Origin of the sequence: Sinomicrobium weinanense (assembly GCF_018863395.1) — a bacterium.
In the GTDB taxonomy this organism is placed as follows: Bacteria; Bacteroidota; Bacteroidia; order Flavobacteriales; family Flavobacteriaceae; genus Sinomicrobium; species Sinomicrobium weinanense.
Genome location: NZ_JAHKRR010000003.1, coordinates 468,820 through 490,314, shown reverse-complemented (window position 1 = coordinate 490,314; position 21,495 = coordinate 468,820). Strand labels below are relative to the sequence as shown.

The window sequence follows — 21,495 nt, the reverse complement described above, 5'->3', positions numbered from 1 at the left end:
CCCTCCCATAGCCCAATAACCTGGTAGCCCCATAACCAAATAACTTAGAGTAATGGAAAAAAAGCCTGCTAAAAAAGATAAAAAACGAGGTTTTGGCAAGTATATAAAATGGTTCTGGGGACTTTTTTTCGGAGGGATTGCCCTGGCGGGGTTGTTCTTCTTATTGGCATCGTGGGGGTTGTTCGGCACCATGCCTACATTTGAGGTCCTGGAAAACCCGCAGACCAACCTGGCTACGGAGATCATTTCGGCCGATGGGAAAACCTTGGGTAAATTTTACTTGAACGATAACAGAACCCCGGTTTCGTATGATGAATTACCGGATCATCTGGTCAAAGCGGTGGTTGCCGTGGAGGATGAACGGTATTTTAAACATTCCGGGATAGATGCAAGAGGAACATTAAGGGCTATTGTTTTCCTGGGGAAAAAGGGAGGGGCCAGTACGCTTACACAGCAGTTGGCCAAGCAACTTTTTACAGAGAAGGTCTCTAATAATATAGTGGCAAGGGTAATCCAGAAAATGAAAGAATGGATCATTGCGGTCCGCCTGGAAAGACAATATACCAAAGAAGAGATCATAACGATGTATCTCAATATCTACGATTTCGATAATATGGCCGACGGGATACGGTCAGCTTCCAGGATATATTTCGGAAAAGAACCCGGGGACCTGAAAATAGAGGAATCTGCCATGTTTGCGGGAATGTTGCAAAATTCATCCTATTACAGCCCTGTGAGGCGTCCGGAATTGACACAGCGCCGCCGAAACGTGGTATTGCGCCAGATGGAGAAAAACGACTTCATAACCGAACAAGAAAAGGATTCGTTACAAAACCTTCCCATAAAACTCAATTTCAACAGGGAATCCCATCGGGAAGGCCTGGCTACCTACTTCAGAATGTATCTTCAGGGCTTCCTGAAAGACTGGACCAGCGACCCTGAAAATCGTAAACCCAACGGTGATAAATACAATATCTTCCTGGACGGGCTTAAAGTCTACACTACGATAGATTACCGTATGCAAAAATATGCCGAGGAGGCGGTTTCCGAGCATATGAAAAAACTCCAGGCAGAATTTTTTCATCAGAATACGCCCGACCGGAATAAAACAGCACCATTCTTAGGGCTGACCCAGGAAGAGGTCGATGCTACCATGGAAAGTTCCATGAAACGATCGGAACGCTGGCGCAAAATGAGGGACGACCTGGATAAGTCTGAAAATGAAATACGGGAGTCCTTTAAAAAGAAGACCGAGATGACCGTCTTTAGCTGGGACGGGGAAAAAGATACCATTATGACCCCGATGGACTCCATCCGCTATTACAAGTTCTTTCTGCGTACCGGGATGATGTCCATGGAGCCGCAGACGGGCCATGTAAGGGCTTGGGTCGGCGGAATAAACTATAAGCATTTTCAGTACGACCAGGTAAAACAGGGTGCCAGGCAATCGGGCTCCACATTCAAGCCCTTTGTCTATGCCACTGCGATAGACCAACTGCGTATGTCGCCCTGCGACCGGCTTCCGGATGTACAGCATTGTGTAGAGGCCAATAAATATGGGAATGCCAAGCCCTGGTGCCCAAAGAATGCTGGCGGCAAGTATACGGGTAGAATGCTGACGCTTAAGGAAGCACTGGCTAAATCTGTAAATAGTATTACGGCTACCCTTATAGACAAGGTGGGGCCGGTGCCGGTATCACAGTTGGTAAAAAACCTCGGGGTAGAGTCCGATATTTCCCCGGTACCTTCTATCGCACTGGGGACCCCCGATTTTACCGTATATGAAATGGTCGGGGCTTACGGTACTTTTGCCAATCAGGGAGTGTATGTAAAACCCGTAATGGTTACCCGTATCGAAGATAAGAATGGTACCGTACTGTTCGAATCCGTGCCGGAAACCAGGGATGTCATGAGTGATGAAGTGGCCTATACCACCGTAAAGCTCATGGAGGGAGTTACACAGTCCGGTTCCGGAGCAAGGCTGCGTGGTAATTGGGCGGTGAATAATACCTTTTACAAAGAGATCGTCACAGGATATCCCTATGAGTTTACCAATCCCATAGCCGGAAAAACAGGGACCACACAAAACCAGAGCGATGGCTGGTTTATGGGAATGGTGCCCAATCTGGTTACCGGGGTATGGGTAGGCGGAGAGGACAGGGCTATCCATTTCAGGGGTATCAAGTACGGGCAGGGAGCCAGTATGGCGCTACCCATCTGGGCGGTGTATATGAAAAAATGCTACGCAGATAAAGAGTTGGGCATTTCCAAAGAAGACTTCAGGGAACCCGAAGATCTTTCCATAGAATTGGACTGCTCCAAAGTACCGATATCCGGGGAACCGGAAGAAGGGGATTTTGAGGAAATTGATTTTTAGGGGCTATTTTTTAGGTATTTGAAAATACAGGCTGCCAAAACCGTCTTTTTTGTTAAATTATTCGTATTTTTCCCCTAAAAATTTACGGAATGATAAACAAAAGGGTGGCTTCAGTTGCCGAAGCCCTGCAAGGTGCCCGGGACGGGATGACCTTTATGCTGGGAGGCTTCGGTTTGTGTGGAATTCCCGAAAATAGTATAGCAGAACTGGTGCGTCTTGGCATCAGGGACCTAACCTGTATTTCCAACAATGCCGGGGTGGATGATTTTGGCCTTGGCCTTTTACTTCAAAAGCATCAGATCAAAAAGATGATATCGTCCTATGTGGGGGAAAACGACGAGTTCGAACGCCAGATGCTCAGTGGCGAACTCGAGGTAGAGCTCACCCCCCAGGGTACCCTGGCCGAGAAGTGCAGGGCGGCACAGGCGGGGATCCCCGCTTTTTTTACCCCTGCCGGTTACGGTACCGAAGTAGCGGAAGGAAAAGAAACCAGGGAGTTCAACGGTAAAATGTATGTCATGGAAGAAGCCTTCCGGGCCGATTTCTCCATAGTAAAAGCGTGGAAAGGAGACGAAGCCGGGAACCTTATCTTCAAAGGAACGGCAAGGAATTTTAACCCCTGTATGTGCGGTGCCGCGAAGATCACGGTGGCGGAAGTGGAAGAACTGGTACCTGCGGGCGAACTGGATCCTAACCAGGTGCATATACCGGGGATCTACGTGCAGCGAATATTCCAGGGAAAGCGCTATGAGAAAAGAATAGAGCAACGAACCGTGAGGAAAAGGTAGTCATCCCTTAAACTTTCAATGATCCACTTATTATGTTAGACAAAAACGGTATAGCAAAACGAATAGCCAGGGAAGTAAAGAACGGATATTATGTAAATCTCGGTATAGGGATCCCTACCCTGGTGGCCAACTTTGTTCCGGAAGGGGTAGATGTAGAGTTCCAAAGCGAAAACGGTGTTCTGGGCATGGGTCCTTTTCCGTATGAAGGAGAAGAAGATGCCGATCTGATCAATGCAGGAAAACAGACAGTGACCACCTTACCCGGCGCCTCCTTTTTTGATTCGGCAACAAGTTTCGGGATGATCCGCGGGCAACATGTACACCTGACGATACTCGGCGCTATGGAAGTGGCGGACAACGGCGATATAGCCAACTGGAAGATCCCCGGAAAAATGGTCAAAGGCATGGGCGGAGCGATGGACCTGGTGGCTTCTGCAGACAATATTATAGTGGCGATGATGCACACCAACAAGGCAGGCCAGTCTAAATTACTGAAAAAATGCACTTTGCCGCTGACCGGAGTGAACTGTGTAAAGAAAATAGTGACCAATCTGGCCGTGCTGGAGGTTACCGGCCAGGGATTCAAACTGCTCGAACGTGCGCCGGGAGTATCCGTGGAAGAAATAAAAGGGGCTACCGAAGGCAGGCTGATCGTAGAAGGTGATATTCCCGAAATGCAATTATAAAATAATTACCGTAGGGCTGTAACACCCGGTCTTTGCCTTTCCGGTAGAGACGCACGGCCGTGCGTCTCAAACATGCAAAAAGGCCGTGCGTCTCTATTGATGAATTATTCACGGTCTTATCCGAATAGATCGCTGATAACGTCTTCTATTTTGGAGACTAAGGCCACCCGTATCCCCGGTTTTTTTATGGTGATTTTATTCTGTTTTGATACGAAAATCGTAGAAAACCCTAACTTTTCCGCTTCCAGGATACGCTGGTCCACCCGTTGTACGGGGCGGATCTCTCCGGCGAGGCCTATCTCGGCCGCAAAGCAAATATCTTTTTCAATGGCTATATCTTCGTTACTGGACAATATGGCGGCAATGACAGCCAGGTCTATGGCGGGGTCGTCCACGGAGATCCCGCCGGTGATGTTCAGAAAGACATCCTTGGTGCCCAACCGGAAACCGGCCCTTTTTTCCAGGACGGCCAGGAGCATATTCAACCGTTTTGCATTGTAGCCCGTGGTACTGCGTTGCGGTGTGCCGTAGACGGCCGTACTCACCAGTGCCTGTATTTCTATCATCAGGGGGCGGATACCTTCCACAGTAGCGGCGATGGCCGTTCCGCTGAGGGATTCTTCATTCCGGGAAATAAGTATTTCCGACGGATTGGTCACTTCCCGAAGGCCATTGCCCAACATTTCGTATATGCCCAGTTCTGCTGTTGAGCCGAACCTGTTTTTCAAGGCCCTCAGGATGCGGTATACGTAATTCCTGTCGCCTTCAAACTGCAGCACAGTGTCTACCATGTGTTCCAGGATCTTCGGTCCGGCGATGTTCCCGTCCTTGGTGATATGCCCGATAAGGATGACCGGGGTGTCTGTTTCCTTGGCGAACTTTATAAATTCGGCCGTGCATTCCCGGATTTGTGAAATACTCCCCGCCGACGATTCGATATAGTCGGAATGTAAGGTTTGAATGGAGTCGATAATGAGTATATCGGGCGTTATGCTTTCTATCTGCTTAAAAATATTCTGTGTTTTGGTCTCGGTAAGGATATAGCAGTTTTCGCTGCTGGGGTTTATGCGTTCCGCGCGCATTTTTATCTGGGCCTGGCTTTCCTCTCCCGAGACATAGAGGGTTTTGTGAGGGAGTTGCAATGCGATCTGGAGCAGCAGGGTGCTTTTTCCTATACCCGGCTCACCTCCCAGCAGGATCACCGACCCCTGTACGATACCTCCGCCCAGGACACGGTTAAATTCATTGTCGCCCGATGACATCCGGTTTTCCTCAGAACGGACGATCTCATTGACTTTAAGCGGTTTTACAGCCCTTTTGCTCCTGGTCGGCCCTTGTTTCCAGGTATGCTTTTCTTCTTTCTGGATCACCTCTTCTACAATGGTGTTCCACTCCCTGCACGAGGTACACTGCCCCTGCCATTTGGCATACTGGGCACCGCAGTTCTGACAAAAATAAGAGGTCTTGACTTTAGCCATGTTTATCGGGTTCGGATAAGGTGTTTTCCCGGTCTAAAGTAGGTATTATTTTTTGGATTCAACAGGGAGAAATCCAAAAATACACCAGGGTTGGATGGTTGGACATTTAAAGTTTTCAGAATGAAAGTTTGAGTTTTAAATTTGCAACTGGCAACACACCAGACACCGATCACCAAATATCCCGGTCCTGCTAATAATTGAGCGCCTCAATCCTTTCCATAATAAGGTCTTTGTGGATGAAGTCTATCTCCTCCATGCCGAAAGCCTTTTTGTAGGTTCGGGTCGCTTTTTTCGGATCTCCTGTTTTTTCCAGGTATTCCGCTTCGAAAAAATATCCCATCATAGTCCCGGGAAATTCCTTTTTGGCCAGTTTACTGAGTTGTTCCAGCGAAGAATAATCCTCTTTTTTAAGGCATCCGGCATAGATGGCCATCATGTCGTTGAGGCTTACCTGTTTGTGAAAACCAAAAAGCTCTTCGGCCCTTTGGTATTTTTTTTCCAGGTATTCGAAAACCGGGGCTTCGGAAGTGAGTATGTTATTTTTATATTCATTAGGGGTAATAGGCCGGTAAATGGAGAATATCTGGTTAAGCGCTTTGGGGATGGCGCAGGAAGCGGCAGAAAAATCGTCGGTGTTTTCGAAACTGTCAAAAAAGTAGAACAGCTTATCATTGTTTATGGTCTTTAATGAGGTGTTGAGGTCCTGAATGCGCTCTACCTGTTTTTTATCCCCGTCTTCCCCGGCGGCAAGGTAATAGAATTTCACCGAGTTTATGCCGGATAACCGCTTTTGGAGGAGCTTTTCAATATTAGGGGCAAAGTCCGGGTGTATGTCGATATAAGCATCGAACAGGGGGTCGTCCTTAAAGAGGTAGTAATTAATAAAATTGCCTGTAAAAAGATGCCCGATGATCATTTTAAAGTTGGCCAGGTTGTATTTCTCGGATATCGAAGGCAGTAGTTCCATGCCTATAAACTCGAAAAAACCAGCCCCTTTTCCGGCGGGGAACCCGCTTTGGGCATCATAGCTGCAATCCTGGGAGGCCTTTCCTTTCTGGTCTATCCCCACGATGATACTTTCCGGCATCTGGCCATTGGCCGCGTAGAATTTGGTATTGGCTACCACGAGATCGAAAAGGCGATCGGCATCCAGTACCAGGATCAGGGGGTGAGGATGGTCTTCCGAATAGTTTTCCGGTACATAAAGCTGTATGTTCCTTGTTTCCTCAAGGTGTTCAGAATCGAAAGGGACCGACCGGGTTTGGGGATACATAGTCGTTACGGTAAGGAATCCCAACAGGATATAGCATAAAGATTTCATATATAAACAGACATCATAAGGTTTGGCGTATGGTTAATCTGGGGTATTTATGTATTCGGGAACAACAAACACAAAATTTCCGGATGCCCGGCCGGAACCGTAGCTTCGGACTTATTAACAAAGGAAATGCTGTCTTCGATATTCCCGTTCAATATCTTATTGTACTCGTGTATAGGCAGTTTGGATGATATGGCAAGATACTAAATATTGCTCCAATCTCAAATTGCGAAAGATTTTTTAACGAAAAGACAACGTGAAGACCAGGGTAGGCTAAAGAGGAAGGGGGGTAATCGGTATTCGGTAAACAGTGATCAGTTTTTTTGAATAACTAAATACTGATCACCGAATATCGATTACTGAATACCGACCACCACCCTACCTTAAGAACCGTGCGATAGAAGCACAATCTTTTTTGTATAAGATGCATTTACCCTGGGGTAAACACTCAGTTATTTTTATTGTAAACCGGGAGGAAAAGAAAGGAAATCACACCCAGGAACACAATAACGGCGGTCTGGGACAACCACACGATCCATCCGAAAGAGGTGCCGACGGTATAATCGATACCATACAGGAGGATCGCTTCGGCGATGAGAAAAGGGTAAGTGCCGAAACCTCCATTAGTAAAAGCGATGGTAAAAGACCCTACTACAAAAAGTGACAGCGATTGTGAGAAGGTGATAGACTGTGTTTCGGGAAAGGCATAGATGCAAATATGGAACATCAGCACATACATGATCCAGATAAACAGGGTATGTGCAATAAAAAGCCACTTTTTTTTCATGGAAAGGATGCTCAACATACCTTCCTTCAACCCTTTGACAAAATTTTTGATCTTTTGGCCCAGGGCAGAACGGGTGCGGCGGAGGTAGATCCAGAAAAGGGAGGCGAACAAGATCCCGGCTGCTCCGATGATGAGCAGTTTGCCGGCATTGATATTGTGGGTGTTGAGCAATCCCCACAAGGTATCGAATTGCAGAAAAAGAGCCAGGAAAAGAATGCATACCGATATAAAAAGGTCTGCTATCCTTTCTGCCACAATGGTGCCGAAAGCCTTTTCAAAGGGAACCTTGTCGTATTTGTTGATCACCACTGCCCGGGATACCTCTCCCGAACGCGGAATGGCAAAATTGAGAAGGTAACCGATACTGACCGCCATAAAACTGTTGGGAACCCGGGCCCTGTGCCCCAGGGGTTCCAGTAGATAATTCCAGCGATAAGCCCTGGAGAAATGACTCAGCATACCGAAGATCATGGAAATCCAGATATAGAGATAGTCTGCTTTGAGAAAGTTTTCTTTCAGTTGCTTCAGTTGCTCGGGAGTGAACTTGGTATAAGTATACCAGATCAAAAAAACACCCAGGGCAAGGGGGAGCACTATCTGAATGGTCTTGGATAATTTCTTTTTCACTATTCGGTTTGCCGTTTCGCGATCCCCGTTTCCATATCAGGAGGCCGGAGCCATGTTGTTTTCGGATCAGATCGGGTTTGAAAAGTTGCCGGGCTTTCTTACCTGAGGGAATTGTCCTTTTCGTTGGGGAAAACCAGAGAGGGCTTAAAGGACCTGGCTTCTTCAAAATCCATAATGCCGTAAGAAATGATAATGACAATATCGCCTTTTTGCACTTTCCTGGCAGCAGGACCGTTCAACGTAATATCTCCACTGCCCCTGTTCCCCTTAATAACGTAAGTTTCCAGGCGTTCCCCGTTGTTGATGTTTACGATCTGTACTTTTTCTCCTTCAATGATGTTAGCAGCCTCCATCAGTGCTTCGTCTATGGTGATGCTGCCTATGTAATTGAGTTCGGCCCCGGTGACCGTAACCCTGTGTATCTTCGATTTTACTACTTGTATTTGCATGGTGCAAAGGTAATTATATTTGTGTTAAGTTGAGTTGTTTAGTTTTGGAGTTGGTGAGTCGTGTAGTTTGTTAGGTGTCGGTTCAAAAACTACTCAACTCCAAAACTCCACGACTCCAAAACTAATTCAGGGCAATGTTGTCTATTAAACGTACATCATCCGCATAGACTGCGATAAAAGCCCTGTATTTCTTGTCTTTTACCTTATGATCTGCCGGTTTCAGGGTATTGGCATCCGCGATTTCCAGATATTCCAGGTTAAACATAGGGTGTTTTTGAAATTGCTCCGTTGCCCATTCCCTGATCTCTGTTACACTATCCGTGCCAAATTTTTCTTTGGCAGTTTGCAGGGTGCGGTAGATGAAACCTGCTTCCTCTCGCTGCTCTTTTGTCAGGCGTTCGTTGCGGGAGCTCATAGCCAGGCCGTTCTCTTCCCTTTCAATGGGGCATCCGTGTACCTGTACGGGAAGCCGGTGTTTTTTTACAAGCGTTTTTATAATAAGTAACTGCTGGTAGTCTTTTTCGCCAAAATATGCATGGTGTGGTTCCACGGCCTCAAAAAGGCGTTTTACGATAGTGCCTACTCCGTCAAAATGCCCTTTCCTGTACCGGCCTTCCATCGGCAGCTCCAGCCCGTCGAAATCAAAGGAGGCCGAAGATACGTTGTCGGTGTACATCTCTTCTACGGTTGGGGCAAAGACGATGATGTCCGGGCTTATCGGGGAGAGGAGTTGCACATCGGTATTCAGGTCGCGGGGATATTTGCTCAGGTCGTCCTTATTGTCAAACTGGGTAGGGTTTACGAAAATGCTTACCACCACCACGTCGTTTTTGGCGGCGGCCTCTTTTACCAGAGAAAGGTGGCCCTGGTGCAGGGCACCCATGGTCGGGACAAGCCCTATGCTTTTTCCTTCCTTTTTCAGCCCGAGAAGTTCTGCCCGGAGCAATTCTTTTTTATGGAAAACAGCCATGGTCAAATTTGTATTAATAAAACATCATCGGTCCCAGAGCACTTCGACTGTGCTCAGCATAAACTAAAGCCGAAGGGAAGGGCAAAACTATGTATTTTAATGGAATTGAACATATTTGTGTTCAGATATTCGGGTAAAATCATTGAGAACAGGCCTTTATGTGGCCTTTTTTAACTTTTGGAAGGGATTTCTTCCAAAAATCGGGAAGCTCCATACCGGGAAATTAAAAAGTCGCCTCAAAATGATGATTTTGCCGGGAATAGAGGAAGTAGAAATGAGTTCGTTAGGCATATTTTTTGTATTTTTGCGTGCTTTGAGAGTTTTTTGAAAAAAACGAACAGCTTCTTGGACAAAAGTTTTATTGTAAACAAAACGAATTTATGACTGATAAAAAAGTGTTATTTGTTGCCTCCGAAATGATACCCTATTTGCCGGAGAACGAAGTGTCTTCACTGGCTTATGAAAATCCGAGAATGGTAAATGACAGAGGCGGGCAAATACGAATTTTTATGCCCAGGTTTGGGAATATCAATGAGAGAAGGCACCAGCTTCACGAAGTCATACGCCTCTCCGGACTGAATCTGGTAATTAACGATATGGACATGCCCCTGATCATCAAGGTGGCATCTATTCCCAAAGAACGGATACAGGTATATTTCATAGATAACGAGGAGTACTTTAAGCGCAAAGCCACTTTTTCCGACGAAGACGGAAATCTCTTTCCGGACAATGATGAAAGGGCTATATTTTTTGCCAAGGGAGTTGTAGAAACCGTTAAAAAACTGAACTGGTCTCCCGATATTATTCACGTTCACGGCTGGATGGCCAGCATGTTACCGCTCTACCTGAAAAAATATTATGCCGATGAGCCGTTATTTGCAGACAGTAAAATAGTTACTTCTGTATACAACAAAGATTTCGATGGCACGTTAGATAAGCAAATGATAGAAAAGGTGAAGTTCGACGGTATTTCCGGAGACGATGTCGGTGCGTTGGAAAATCCGGATTATTCCAATATCCTCAGGGTGGCTATCGACAATTCCGATGCAGTTGTGGTAGCTTCGGAAAAAATACCCGGAGACCTGGAAGAATATCTGAAAAATGTAGACAAGCCTGTGTTGCCCTATGTCTCCATTTACGAGTTTGAAGATGCTTACGAACAATTTTACGAAACAAAGGTTTTAGGTTAAATCAGGGTTGATAAAATGATGTGACGAAGCTCTCCCGCCTTTTTAGGGCCGGGTTTAAAATACAGATCGGGACAAAAAGGAAATGTCTACGGTTGCCGAGTCCTTCGACATTTCGACAAGTGATATACTGAGTTTATCGAAGTGCTCAATGCAGGCGAGCTCAGGATAAACCGAAGTCGGGGCATCAGTCCGAAAAAATAAAAGACAGAATGAAGAAAGTGAATTTTCGATTATACAAAGCAATACTGCTCTTGGGCGGCATTGCTTTTTTTGCTTCTTGCGATAATGAGGTCAATACGCTCGGCACCGATATCATAGGGGGCGGTAATTTTGAAACGGAACGGGTTGAATTTGATGTATACGCCTATAACCACAAATTGAGCGCTGTCCAGACCAATGGAATGCCGTTGTATCAGTTGGGGGTTTTTAACGACCCGATCTACGGAAAAACAGAAGCCGGTATTGTGTCGCAATTGTATTTGGCAACCAGTACCTTCGGAGTAGTTTCCCAGCCAAAAGAAGAGGAATACGCAAACGACGGTAAGGCGAGCACAACCCCCGAGAACGAAAAGGTAACCAAAGTATACCTGAATATCCCGTTTTTTAGCAGGGTGGCCGACGGCGAAACGGAAAACAACGAGGATGGAAATCCTGTGGCGAGAAAATATGACCTGGACTCTATCTTTGGAGATAAAAGTGCAGAATTCCAGTTAAAAGTAGAAGAGCTTACCTATTACCTCAGGGACCTGGATCCTTCCAGCGGCTTTGTGGAGCAGCAGGAGTATTTTTCGGACAGGGATTTTTCCGGGCATATCGGGATGATACTGTATGACAGTGTGGCAAAGATCGACAACAAGGAAATATTGATCTATAAAGAAGATGATCCCGATACCGATGATGTCAATGAAGGGGATGAAGTGAGCCAAAGGTTAACCCCGAGGATACGGGTGCCGCTAAAAAATGAGTTCTTTCAGCAGATACTCGATAAAGAAGGTTCGGATGAACTGCTGAGCAGTAACAACTTCAAGGAGTTTATCAAAGGCTTGCGTTTTTCCGCTTATAATTTTTCGAATGACGTCCTGATGCTCCTCGATTGGAACAACGCGAATATCCAGGTAGAATATCAATACGACAGGGTCAATACTTCCAATAACAACGAAATCGTTAAGAATAATTCTTCTTTTTCATTGAGTCTGGCTGCTTTTACGATAAATTCTAATACGGGAGGACGGAGTAAGCAAAATAATGTAGTGAATATACTGACGAATGATCCTTATCCCTCGGAGATCGAAGGAGAAATGGATACGGAGACCAATGCCTCCCGGATCTATGTGAAGGGCGGTGCAGGAACCCTGCCGGAACTCCGCCTGTTCGATCCGCCCGGAGATAGTACGGAGCTGAAAAAAGTAAAAGGGCAAGGGTGGATCATCAATGATGCCAACCTTACGTTCTATATCGACCGGGAAAAACTGGATGCCCTTCAGGGCCTTACAGAACCGCCCAGGATATATGTCTATAACCTGGAAGATAACAAAGTACTTGCAGATGTGGAACTGGATTATACCACCAGCCAGGACAATAATCTGGCCAAGCAGATCTTCGGAGGAATCCTGGAAAAGGAAGACGATAAAGGAGTGCGCTATAAAATTAGGATCACAGAACACATAAACCAGATATTGAATGAAGATGCGGCCAATGTAAAACTAGGTCTTGCCGTTACAGCCAACATCAATTACACCAATAATGTCTCTGCCGGAGCCGGGGAAAACGGCGATACGGAGTTGCACGTTCCCGAGGCTTCAGTTATAAATCCGCTGGGAACAATACTCTACGGAGGTGGAGATATGGAAACCGGAAATGAAGATAAGCGGCTGAAGCTGGAGATATTCTATACAAAGGTGGATTAAACCCAGATCAAAATAAACAAAACAAAAACAAAATGTGTGGAATTGTAGGTTACATTGGTTACAGGGAAGCCTACCCTGTTATCGTAAAAGGCCTTCAACGGCTGGAATACCGGGGCTATGACAGTGCTGGTATTGCGTTGTATGACGGTACTGACATTCAGTTGTCCAAAACCAAAGGAAAGGTGGCAGACCTGGATAAGAAAGCAAAAGGGGAAATTGCGTTGCAGGGCACTCTTGGCGTAGGGCATACCCGTTGGGCTACCCATGGAGAACCCAATGATATTAATTCGCACCCGCATTATTCAAATTCAGGAAACCTCGTGATCATTCACAACGGGATTATCGAGAATTATGAACCCCTGCGGCGGGAGCTGCAACAAAGAGGATATACCTTTACCTCGGAGACCGATACCGAAGTATTGGTGAACCTGATCGAAGATGTAAAGAAGAATCACGATCTGAAGTTGGGCAAGGCAGTGCAGATAGCCCTGAACCAGGTACACGGCGCCTATGCCATTGTAGTATTTGACAGGACCAAGCCCAATGAAATAGTGGCGGCCAAGCTCGGAAGTCCGCTGGCGATCGGCATCGGGGAGGACGAATTTTTCGTAGCGTCTGATGCTTCTCCCTTTATTGAATATACCAACAATGCCATTTACCTGGAAGACGAGGAAATGGCCATTTTAAGGCGGGGAAAAGGGATCAAGGTAAGGAAGATCAAGGACGATTCACAGGTAGATCCTTATGTGCAGGAATTGCAGCTCAACCTGGAGCAGATAGAAAAAGGCGGATACGACCATTTTATGCTCAAGGAGATCTACGAACAACCGGAAGCTATCCGTGACACCTATCGCGGGCGTTTACGGGTAGATGAAGGCATCATAAAAATGGCGGGTATGGAAGACAACCTGGAGAAGTTTCTTCAGGCTGAAAGGATACTTATTGCCGCCTGTGGTACTTCCTGGCATGCCGGCCTTGTCGCCGAATATATCTTTGAGAACCTTGCCCGGATACCGGTGGAGGTAGAATATGCATCGGAATTCCGGTATCGCAACCCCATAATCACGGAGAAGGATGTACTGATCGTTATTTCCCAGTCCGGTGAAACGGCCGATACGCTTGCCGCGATAAAGCTGGCCAAGGAAAAAGGAGCCTTTGTTTTCGGAGTTTGTAACGTAGTAGGTTCTTCCATTGCCCGGGAAGCTCATGCCGGAGCTTATACGCATGCCGGGCCCGAGATCGGGGTAGCCTCTACCAAGGCATTTACCACTCAGATCACAGTCCTGACCCTGATGGCCCTGAAACTGGCTTCGGCCCAGGGAACTATTTCCAGGCCGGAACTCCAACGCTATCTGACTGAAATGGAAGCCATACCGGCCAAAGTGGAGGAATGCCTGGTGAATAACGATCGCGTTAGGAATATCGCAGCCTTGTACCAGGATGCACCGAACTGCCTTTACCTGGGCAGGGGGTATAATTTCCCCGTAGCTTTGGAAGGCGCACTGAAACTGAAAGAAATATCATATATCCATGCAGAAGGGTACCCTGCTGCTGAGATGAAGCACGGGCCTATTGCACTGATAGACGAGCAGATGCCCGTAGTGATCATAGCTACAAAGAACGGACACTACGATAAAGTGGTGAGCAATATCCAGGAAATAAAATCCAGGAAAGGAAAGATCATTGCCATCGTTATGGAAGGAGATACCACGGTAAGGGAACTGGCAGACCACGTTATAGAAATACCGGAAACTACCGAAGTCCTGAGCCCCCTCATTACAACGATCCCGTTACAGTTGCTGAGCTATCACATCGCTGTGATGCGCGGATGTAATGTAGACCAGCCAAGAAACCTGGCCAAGTCGGTGACGGTGGAATAAACGGCAATAGAATATTAAAAAAGGCCCCGTTCGGAGTGTGAAAATGTTTTCCTCCCGGATGGGGTCTCTTATTTATTGAGTTTTCTTGTTTTTAACGGGTTCAATATTGATAATTAACGTGAATAATGGATAAGAAAAAGGGATTCCCTCTTGAGACGAAGAGGGGTGTCCCGCTTGCGGGACGGGGAGTTTAACCATGCCCAAACCTTGGGCATACCCCCAACTTTTGTATTTATCCAATGGCTTGGGCTTTCAAACCCTCCGATCCCGATTGAAATCGGGACCACCTCCACTTCGACAGGCTCAGTACCACGCCTTTGTCTTAAGGGAGGAGCTTTTTAAAAATCTCAAACAGAGGTTGTAATTTTGAGATATTTGTGCTCCCTGTGGCTTATCCATTATTCACGTTAATTAATTATATCTCCTGATTATTAGTGTGTTGTAAAAATTAGTATCTTGTTGTTGCTAAATCAACAACACACATATTATGAGGATTTCCATTTTTACACTTTGCCTTCTCTGGGGATTTTTTTCCTACGCACAGACTACGGTCTCCGGGAAGGTGACCGATGAAAACGGAATGCCTGTTTCCGACGCTAACGTGGTTATCGCCGGTAAAACCATAGGCACCGTGACGGATACCGGGGGCATGTTTGTCCTCGAAACTTCGGAAAATCTGCCTTTTACACTAAAGGTTTCCAGTATTGGATATGCTCCCGTTTCCGTGACCGTTACCTCTTCCGGTCAGGAGGTGAATGTTCGGCTTCAGGAACAGGAAACTCTGCTGAACGAGATTGTGATCTCCGCATCCCGAACCCCGGAACGTATTTTCGAATCGCCCGTTACGGTAGAGCGTTTCGGTATACGGGAGATCCGGAATACTTCTTCCGCTACCTTCTACGACGGACTGGAAAACCTGAAAGGAGTGGATATCAATACCAGTTCATTAACCTTTAAGTCTGTAAATACCCGCGGCTTTGCCACTTTTGCCAATACGCGTTTCGTGCAGTTGGTAGATGGTATGGACAATACCTCTCCGGCACTGAATTTTGTGCTCGGAAACCTGGTGGGGATGTCAGAACTCGACGTCCATAGTGTGGAGCTGCTCCCGGGGGCATCCTCCGCATTGTACGGGGCCAACGCTTTTAACGGTATTCTGTTCATGACCAGCAAAAGCCCTTTCGATGATCAGGGAATAAGTGCTTATGCCAAGAGCGGTATCACCTCGCAGGAAGCGGCCGGGGACCATACTTTTTACGATTTTGGGATTAGAATGGCACATGCCTTCAGTGATAAATTCGCCGGCAAGGCCAACTTCTCCTACCTGCGCGGTACTGACTGGTATGCCGTGAGTGAGGAAGATGTATTGAACCCCGGCGCTACGAGGGCAGACCCCGATTATGACGGGATGAATATCTATGGAGACGAGGTAAGTACCAATATCAAAGGTGTAGCCAATTCCATGGTGGCGCAGGGCCTGTTACCCGACGGTGCCCAGAACCTGGTGCCCGACCAGATAGTAAGCCGTACCGGATATGCAGAAAGGAACCTTACGGATTACAAGGCCGAGAGTGTCAAGGCCGATTTTGCATTGCACTACCGCCCTTTTGCCGATGATTTCGAAATTATCTATAATGGTAGGCTGGGCCGTGGGTCTACGGTCTATCAGGGGGCCAATCGCTATGCCCTTCGCGACTTTTTTATCCAGCAGCATAAGCTGGAGTTCAGGAACGACAATTTTTTTGTCCGGGGATATATCACTGCCGAAAAAGCGGGAGATTCCTATGATATGAGGTTTACCGGGATCAATATGAACCGGTTGTGGAAACCCGACGAACAGTGGTACGGGGAATATGTCGGGGCATATCTTACAGCCCTCCAGGGTGGGGCCGGCTTCGCTCCCGGTGATGAAACGGCTTCCCATGCCTTTGCCAGGCAGGTAGCTGATATGGGTAGGCTGGAGCCCGGCACCCCGGAATTTAAAAACGCTTTTCGCCAGGTGACAGGAAGCCCGGACCTGGCCAATGGATCTAAATTCCAGGACAATACCAAGTTACGTCATATAGATGTCAACTACAATTTCAGTCACCTGACCGGAAGTTTTGCCGATATCCAGGTAGGCGGGTCGTTCCGGGAATATGTGCTCAACTCTTCCGGGACCATCTTTACCGACTATGAAGGACCTATAAGCTATTCGGAATATGGGGCCTATACCCAGGTACAGAAAAAGTTTATGGATGAACGCTTTAAGTTTACAGGGTCGCTTCGTTATGATAAATCCCAACTGTTTGACGGTTTTGTGTCGCCGAGGTTTTCCCTGGGGTATACCGCAGGACAGGACAGGAATCATAATTTCAGGGCCTCTTTCCAGACCGGTTTCCGGAATCCCACCACGCAGGACCTCTTTATCGGCCTGGATGTCGGGAGAGCAATATTGGTGGGTTCAGCAGAAGAAAACCTGGACCGTTATGTGCGCACATATGACTTAAGCGATACCGGGGCGGCGTTAACAGGCAGCCCTACTATGGAGGTTTCAGGGAGGCAGGCTTATGAGCGGGCTTTTTCCGCCCGGTCCGTACAGGCTTTCACCGCCTCGGCAGAGGCAGGGGCACCCGATCCTTCACTATTGGCCGTTGCCGATGTGGAAAAAGTAAAGCCCGAAAAGATCACTGCTTTTGAGGTAGGGTACCGCGGGCAGTTAGAAAATATTACCATAGACGCCAGTGTGTATTACAATCAGTATAAAGACTTTATTGCCAATGAGACCGTAGTGGTCCCGTTTTATGGTGCTCTGGACCTTTCAGACCCCGTAGACCCGGGAACAGGGCCTGTGCCTATGGCGCTGATAGCTTTGAGCCAGGGCGATTTTCAGGCCTATCAGACCTATACCAATTCATCCGTGGACATCAATTCTTATGGAGCTACGGTAGGGGTGGATGCCAGGGTTTTCGGAAATTACGACTTCGGGATAAACTATACCTATGCCGATTTTGATTTTGATGAGGACAAGGACCCGGATTTCCGCCCCGGTTTCAATACGCCCAAACACAAGGTCAAGGCCTCCTTCGGCAATACGGACCTGTTCGAAAATTTTGGCTTTCAGGTCAACTGGCGGTGGAGCGATGCCTTTTTCTGGCAGGCCAGCTTTGCCGATGGTGATGTACCCGCTTTTTCGGTGTTTGATGCGCAATTCAATTACCGCGTGCCATCGTTAAAATCCACTTTTAAGATCGGGGCTGCCAATATTGGGGGCAGTGAGTATTTTACGGCCGTAGGAACGGGGTTGGTTGGAAGTCAGTATTATGTTTCATGGGTGGTCAACCCGTAGCGGGGATGGAAAAAGCTGTTCGTGCAAAAGCATAGCATCTTTGCGAATAGAATAGGGAAGTGCCGGGAAAACATTTCTTTTCGGTGGTCTTCCCTATGATTTTTATACTCTTATTGATTTTTCAGCCTGTCATTTAGTTTTTTTAAAATAATTTCAGACTCCTTTTTAAATGTTTCCATAGACGGTATATATATGTTGTAAATTAAAGTGCGGTGATAAGCTACTTTATTTCTGTATTCCTGGCTTACAAAATATGTCCTGTCCTCTTTTTTTAATTGTACTTGTATATAAGCAGCAAACCAGGGATAGGTGTCCCGCCAAAAAGTGAGATTTTCATGAATATCCTTTGATATTCTGTCTGTCGTAGGCTCAATCTCATGAATAAAATCAGTATAGAAATTCATAAGTTCAAAAATAAGCGGGTCTTTGTCATTAAGGGCGAGATCCTTATAATTGTTTAACTGATAAAATCCCCTCTTGTTTATGTTGAATAACCTTCTGTTGGTAATTAAATAACAACAGGGGTCACATGTCGTAATTTCATCTTTTGTCAGGATACCGTCGGTGATTTCAAGAAATGTCGCTTTTCTTTCATTGTAAAAATCCAGTATTGCGTTGGCCTCAGTGGTGTCTTGTTTTATATCCTCAACAATAATATTAAAAATGCCATGGGTCACTTTTTCCTGTCGTTTTTTTTCGTTGTGATTGCTTATGGAGACGGCTATCAGTATACCGATCACGATCAATAAGATTTCTCCGACGGCATAACCCAAATAGTTTTTAATCTTATTTTGATTCAATAGTTGTTGTTTTATTTTTTTGAACATTTACGAATGGATTGGTCTTTTTGAGCGAGAATTGGTTTCTGTTTTCTTTCAAAAATAAAAAAAAGAATGGTCTTCTGTATTTTCAGTAAAAAGGCTTTTGCACGCGTAGTATCTAATTTGTTATTTTGCCCCGAGAAGAGATTGTAAATTCATAATCAGAATGTACAGCAAATGACAATTGACCACAAAGGTATCCCTGTTTTTTATGAAGAAAGAGGCAGAGGCCCGGCCGTAGTGCTTTTACATGGCCTTCTGGAAAGCTCCAGGGTGTGGAACGGCCTTGTTCCTGAATTGTCCCGGAAAAACAGGGTGATCGCCATAGACCTTCTCGGTCACGGGCAGACAGGCTGCCTGGGCTATGTGCATACCATGGAAATGATGGCCGGGGCGGTGGAAGAGGTGTTAAAGTACCTGAAAGTACGCAGGGCGGTTTTTATAGGGCATTCCATGGGAGGGTATGTGGCCCTGGCCTTTGCAGAAGAACATCCGGATACCGTAAAAGGATTGATATTGCTTAATTCTACCGCCAGGGCTGATGATGAAATGCGCAGGAAAAACCGGGATCGGGCTATCGCCGCTGTGAAAAAAGATCACAAGAGCTTTATCCGGATGGCCATTACCAATATTTTCCGGCCTAAAAACCGCAGCATATTCCGTAAAGAGATTAAAGAGATCAAAACTGAGGCTCTCAAAACACCTTTACAGGGTATTGTTGCTGCCCTGGAAGGAATGAAAATACGAGACGACAGGGAGGTGTTGCTGCACTTTTCGCCTTACAGGAAGATGATGATCGCGGGAAAAAAAGATCCAGTTCTGGATTTTGATACCTTAATGGACCAGGCCCGGGGAGCAGATATTACGATATTTGAAATTCCGGACGGACACATGGGGCATATTGAGAATAAAAATGAAGTTTTGCGTGCAATATGTTGGTTTTTAAATAAATAGGGTCAATTTTTTTGATATTTGATTTATAAAATAGTATCTTCGGGGTCGTTAAACCAAAACTACCCAAACCTATGCGTATAAAGTCTAATAAATCCGTTTTTTCTATGGCCCGAATGCTCTGCTTTATCTTCGGACATCGATTTAAAGTAACCAAAGAAGTTACCTCTCATATCAAAGAATATCAATGCAGCTGTTGCAGGGCCGAAGTCACTGTGAATGATGAGGGCCGCCTTACTTCGTTGACCTCCCAGCTTAAGGAGATCAATGAAACACTGGCCGAGTTACACCAGAAAAAGCAACATTCCAGTTCTGCGGCCTGACGGGCTATTCTTCTTCTTTCAGGGCATTCCACCCTCGTGCCTTCAGGGGAATTTTTGTGTTTGCCCGCGTAATAAGGTGCATGCCTTCGCTTTCGGGGGTGATGTGGCCTATAATGCTCAGATGGGGATTGGCCTTGACCTTCGGATAATCGTCCTGTGAGATGGTGAGGAGCAATTCGTAGTCCTCTCCGCCACTGAGGGCAACCATGGTGCTGTTGAGCTCGAATTCCTCACAGGTAGAGATCACCTGCGGATCGAGTGGAATCTTGTCTTCATACAGGTTACACCCTACTCCCGATTCCTTGCACAGATGGATGGCTTCCGAAGAAAGGCCGTCAGAAATGTCGATCATGGAAGTGGGTTTTACTCCGAGTTCCCTGAGGAGTTCCGGAATGTCTTTCCGGGCTTCGGGCTTTAATTGTCTTTCTACGATATAAGTGTACATCGAAAGATCGGGCTGGTTATTCGGGTTGACCTTGAATACCTCTTTTTCACGTTCCAGTACCTGCAGTCCCATATAAGCCCCGCCGATATCGCCGGTGACTACGAGGAGATCGTTGGGTTGCGCCCCGTTGCGGTACACCAGGTCTTCTTCTTTGGCTTCGCCTATGGCAGTGACAGAAATAAGCAATCCTTTGTTGGAAGAGGTGGTGTCACCCCCCACCATATCTACATTGTAGAGTTTACACGCCAGGGCAATCCCGGCATAGAGCTCTTCCATGGCTTCCAGGGGAAAGCGGTTAGAAACAGCGATGGAAACGGTAATTTGCGTAGCCGTGGCATTCATGGCATAGATATCCGATAAATTTACCATAACAGCCTTGTACCCCAAATGCTTTAGCGGCATGTAGGCCAGGTCAAAATGTACGCCTTCAACCAGGAGGTCGTTGGAAACGACTACCTTTTTGTTTTTGAAATCGAGGACAGCAGCATCGTCTCCTACGCCTTTTACAGTAGATTTTTGCGTGATCCTAAAATCTTTGGTAAGGTGCTCTATAAGCCCGAACTCACCGAGTTCGGACAGGGAGGTCCGTTGCGGGTTTTTATCTTCTATCATGTTGCAAAGGTAGCGGTTTTTGAGAGATATTGTTAAAGGGTAATAGTAGTCTGATACCGGGGATCGGTAAAAAATGATCCCGGTACGTGGATTTACCACTTTTTTAAGTGGTTATGCAATAAATTTCCCTTATACCGCTATTAACGTAATTGCTGCATAAATAGTTTATTAAGTCTATTATAGTTCCTATCTTTGCATTGTAATTTAGGATCAAACCATAATAAGACCATGATAAAAGTTTCAGATACAGCGAGACGAAAGGTTGTGGAGCTCATGACCGAAGAAGGTTATGACGCTTCAAACGACTTTGTACGCGTCGGCGTTAAAAGCGGCGGATGCAGCGGTTTATCTTATGAGTTGAAGTTCGATAAACTTCAGAATGAAAATGATAAGGTGTTTGAAGATAATACAGTGCGTATCCTGGTAGATAAAAAGAGTTTTTTGTACCTGGTAGGGACTATATTGGAATATTCGGGGGGGCTGAATGGAAAAGGATTTGTGTTTAACAACCCGAATGCACAGCGAACCTGCGGATGCGGGGAGAGTTTCTCGTTATAG

Annotated in this window: 17 protein-coding genes; 10 read left to right on the top strand and 7 right to left on the bottom strand. The window is 46.3% G+C overall.

What is annotated here, in order from left to right; all coding sequences use genetic code 11:
- Positions 1–52: 52 nt before the first annotated feature.
- The 3 genes from KN811_RS11620 to KN811_RS11610 all read left to right on the top strand — a co-directional run bounded on the left by KN811_RS11620 (position 53) and on the right by KN811_RS11610 (position 3,851).
- Positions 53–2,377, top strand: coding sequence for a penicillin-binding protein 1A (locus KN811_RS11620; protein ID WP_187963727.1), 2,325 nt, complete (start codon positions 53–55; stop codon positions 2,375–2,377).
- 89 nt (positions 2,378–2,466) lie between these two features.
- Positions 2,467–3,165: a CoA transferase subunit A gene (locus KN811_RS11615; RefSeq protein WP_187963726.1), complete on the top strand. Its 699-nt coding sequence runs from the start codon at positions 2,467–2,469 to the stop codon at positions 3,163–3,165.
- A gap of 32 nt (positions 3,166–3,197) precedes the next feature.
- Positions 3,198–3,851, top strand: a complete 654-nt coding sequence (locus KN811_RS11610; RefSeq protein WP_187963725.1) for a CoA transferase subunit B — start codon at positions 3,198–3,200, stop codon at positions 3,849–3,851.
- Between the two features lie 116 nt (positions 3,852–3,967).
- Here the strand turns inward: KN811_RS11610 and radA are convergent, their stop codons facing one another.
- From radA to panC, 5 genes are all read right to left on the bottom strand, one after another.
- Complete coding sequence (gene radA, locus KN811_RS11605) at positions 3,968–5,329, bottom strand: DNA repair protein RadA (RefSeq protein WP_187963724.1); 1,362 nt, start codon at positions 5,327–5,329, stop codon at positions 3,968–3,970.
- 190 nt (positions 5,330–5,519) lie between these two features.
- A complete protein-coding gene (locus KN811_RS11600; RefSeq protein WP_187963723.1) occupies positions 5,520–6,650 on the bottom strand; it encodes an alpha/beta hydrolase in 1,131 nt (376 codons plus the stop codon).
- A gap of 445 nt (positions 6,651–7,095) precedes the next feature.
- On the bottom strand, positions 7,096–8,061 hold the full coding sequence (locus KN811_RS11595) for a flippase-like domain-containing protein (protein ID WP_187963722.1): 966 nt from the start codon (positions 8,059–8,061) through the stop codon (positions 7,096–7,098).
- Between the two features lie 98 nt (positions 8,062–8,159).
- On the bottom strand, positions 8,160–8,510 hold the full coding sequence (panD, locus tag KN811_RS11590) for an aspartate 1-decarboxylase (RefSeq protein ID WP_187963721.1): 351 nt from the start codon (positions 8,508–8,510) through the stop codon (positions 8,160–8,162).
- Positions 8,511–8,631: 121 nt separating this feature from the next.
- The gene (gene panC / locus KN811_RS11585) at positions 8,632–9,480 is read right to left on the bottom strand and encodes a pantoate--beta-alanine ligase (RefSeq protein WP_187963720.1); all 849 of its coding nucleotides are present in this window, start codon (positions 9,478–9,480) and stop codon (positions 8,632–8,634) included.
- A 380-nt stretch (positions 9,481–9,860) separates the two neighbouring features.
- Here panC and KN811_RS11580 point away from each other — a divergent pair, with 380 nt between their 5' ends.
- From KN811_RS11580 to KN811_RS11565, 4 genes are all read left to right on the top strand, one after another.
- Positions 9,861–10,670, top strand: coding sequence for a glycogen/starch synthase (locus KN811_RS11580; RefSeq protein ID WP_187963719.1), 810 nt, complete (start codon positions 9,861–9,863; stop codon positions 10,668–10,670).
- A 209-nt stretch (positions 10,671–10,879) separates the two neighbouring features.
- A complete protein-coding gene (gene bamH, locus KN811_RS11575) occupies positions 10,880–12,577 on the top strand; it encodes a BamH family beta-barrel-assembly machinery protein (RefSeq protein ID WP_187963718.1) in 1,698 nt (565 codons plus the stop codon).
- 32 nt (positions 12,578–12,609) lie between these two features.
- Positions 12,610–14,457 (top strand): glutamine--fructose-6-phosphate transaminase (isomerizing), encoded by a 1,848-nt coding sequence (glmS, locus tag KN811_RS11570; protein ID WP_187963717.1) that lies wholly within the window; start codon positions 12,610–12,612, stop codon positions 14,455–14,457.
- A 487-nt stretch (positions 14,458–14,944) separates the two neighbouring features.
- Positions 14,945–17,785 (top strand): TonB-dependent receptor, encoded by a 2,841-nt coding sequence (locus KN811_RS11565; RefSeq protein WP_187963716.1) that lies wholly within the window; start codon positions 14,945–14,947, stop codon positions 17,783–17,785.
- Between the two features lie 110 nt (positions 17,786–17,895).
- On the opposite strand, the gene KN811_RS11560 is transcribed toward KN811_RS11565, so the two are convergent.
- On the bottom strand, positions 17,896–18,585 hold the full coding sequence (locus tag KN811_RS11560) for a DUF6090 family protein (RefSeq protein WP_187963715.1): 690 nt from the start codon (positions 18,583–18,585) through the stop codon (positions 17,896–17,898).
- Between the two features lie 198 nt (positions 18,586–18,783).
- Between KN811_RS11560 and KN811_RS11555 the strand changes: the two genes are divergently transcribed.
- Together KN811_RS11555 and KN811_RS11550 are read left to right on the top strand one after the other, a co-directional pair.
- Positions 18,784–19,560, top strand: a complete 777-nt coding sequence (locus tag KN811_RS11555) for an alpha/beta fold hydrolase (RefSeq protein ID WP_187963714.1) — start codon at positions 18,784–18,786, stop codon at positions 19,558–19,560.
- Positions 19,561–19,631: 71 nt separating this feature from the next.
- On the top strand, positions 19,632–19,880 hold the full coding sequence (locus KN811_RS11550; RefSeq protein WP_247716473.1) for a hypothetical protein: 249 nt from the start codon (positions 19,632–19,634) through the stop codon (positions 19,878–19,880).
- Between the two features lie 4 nt (positions 19,881–19,884).
- Here the strand turns inward: KN811_RS11550 and thiL are convergent, their stop codons facing one another.
- Complete coding sequence (gene thiL, locus KN811_RS11545; RefSeq protein ID WP_187963713.1) at positions 19,885–20,937, bottom strand: thiamine-phosphate kinase; 1,053 nt, start codon at positions 20,935–20,937, stop codon at positions 19,885–19,887.
- Positions 20,938–21,165: 228 nt separating this feature from the next.
- Between thiL and KN811_RS11540 the strand changes: the two genes are divergently transcribed.
- Positions 21,166–21,495, top strand: coding sequence for a HesB/IscA family protein (locus tag KN811_RS11540; protein WP_187963712.1), 330 nt, complete (start codon positions 21,166–21,168; stop codon positions 21,493–21,495).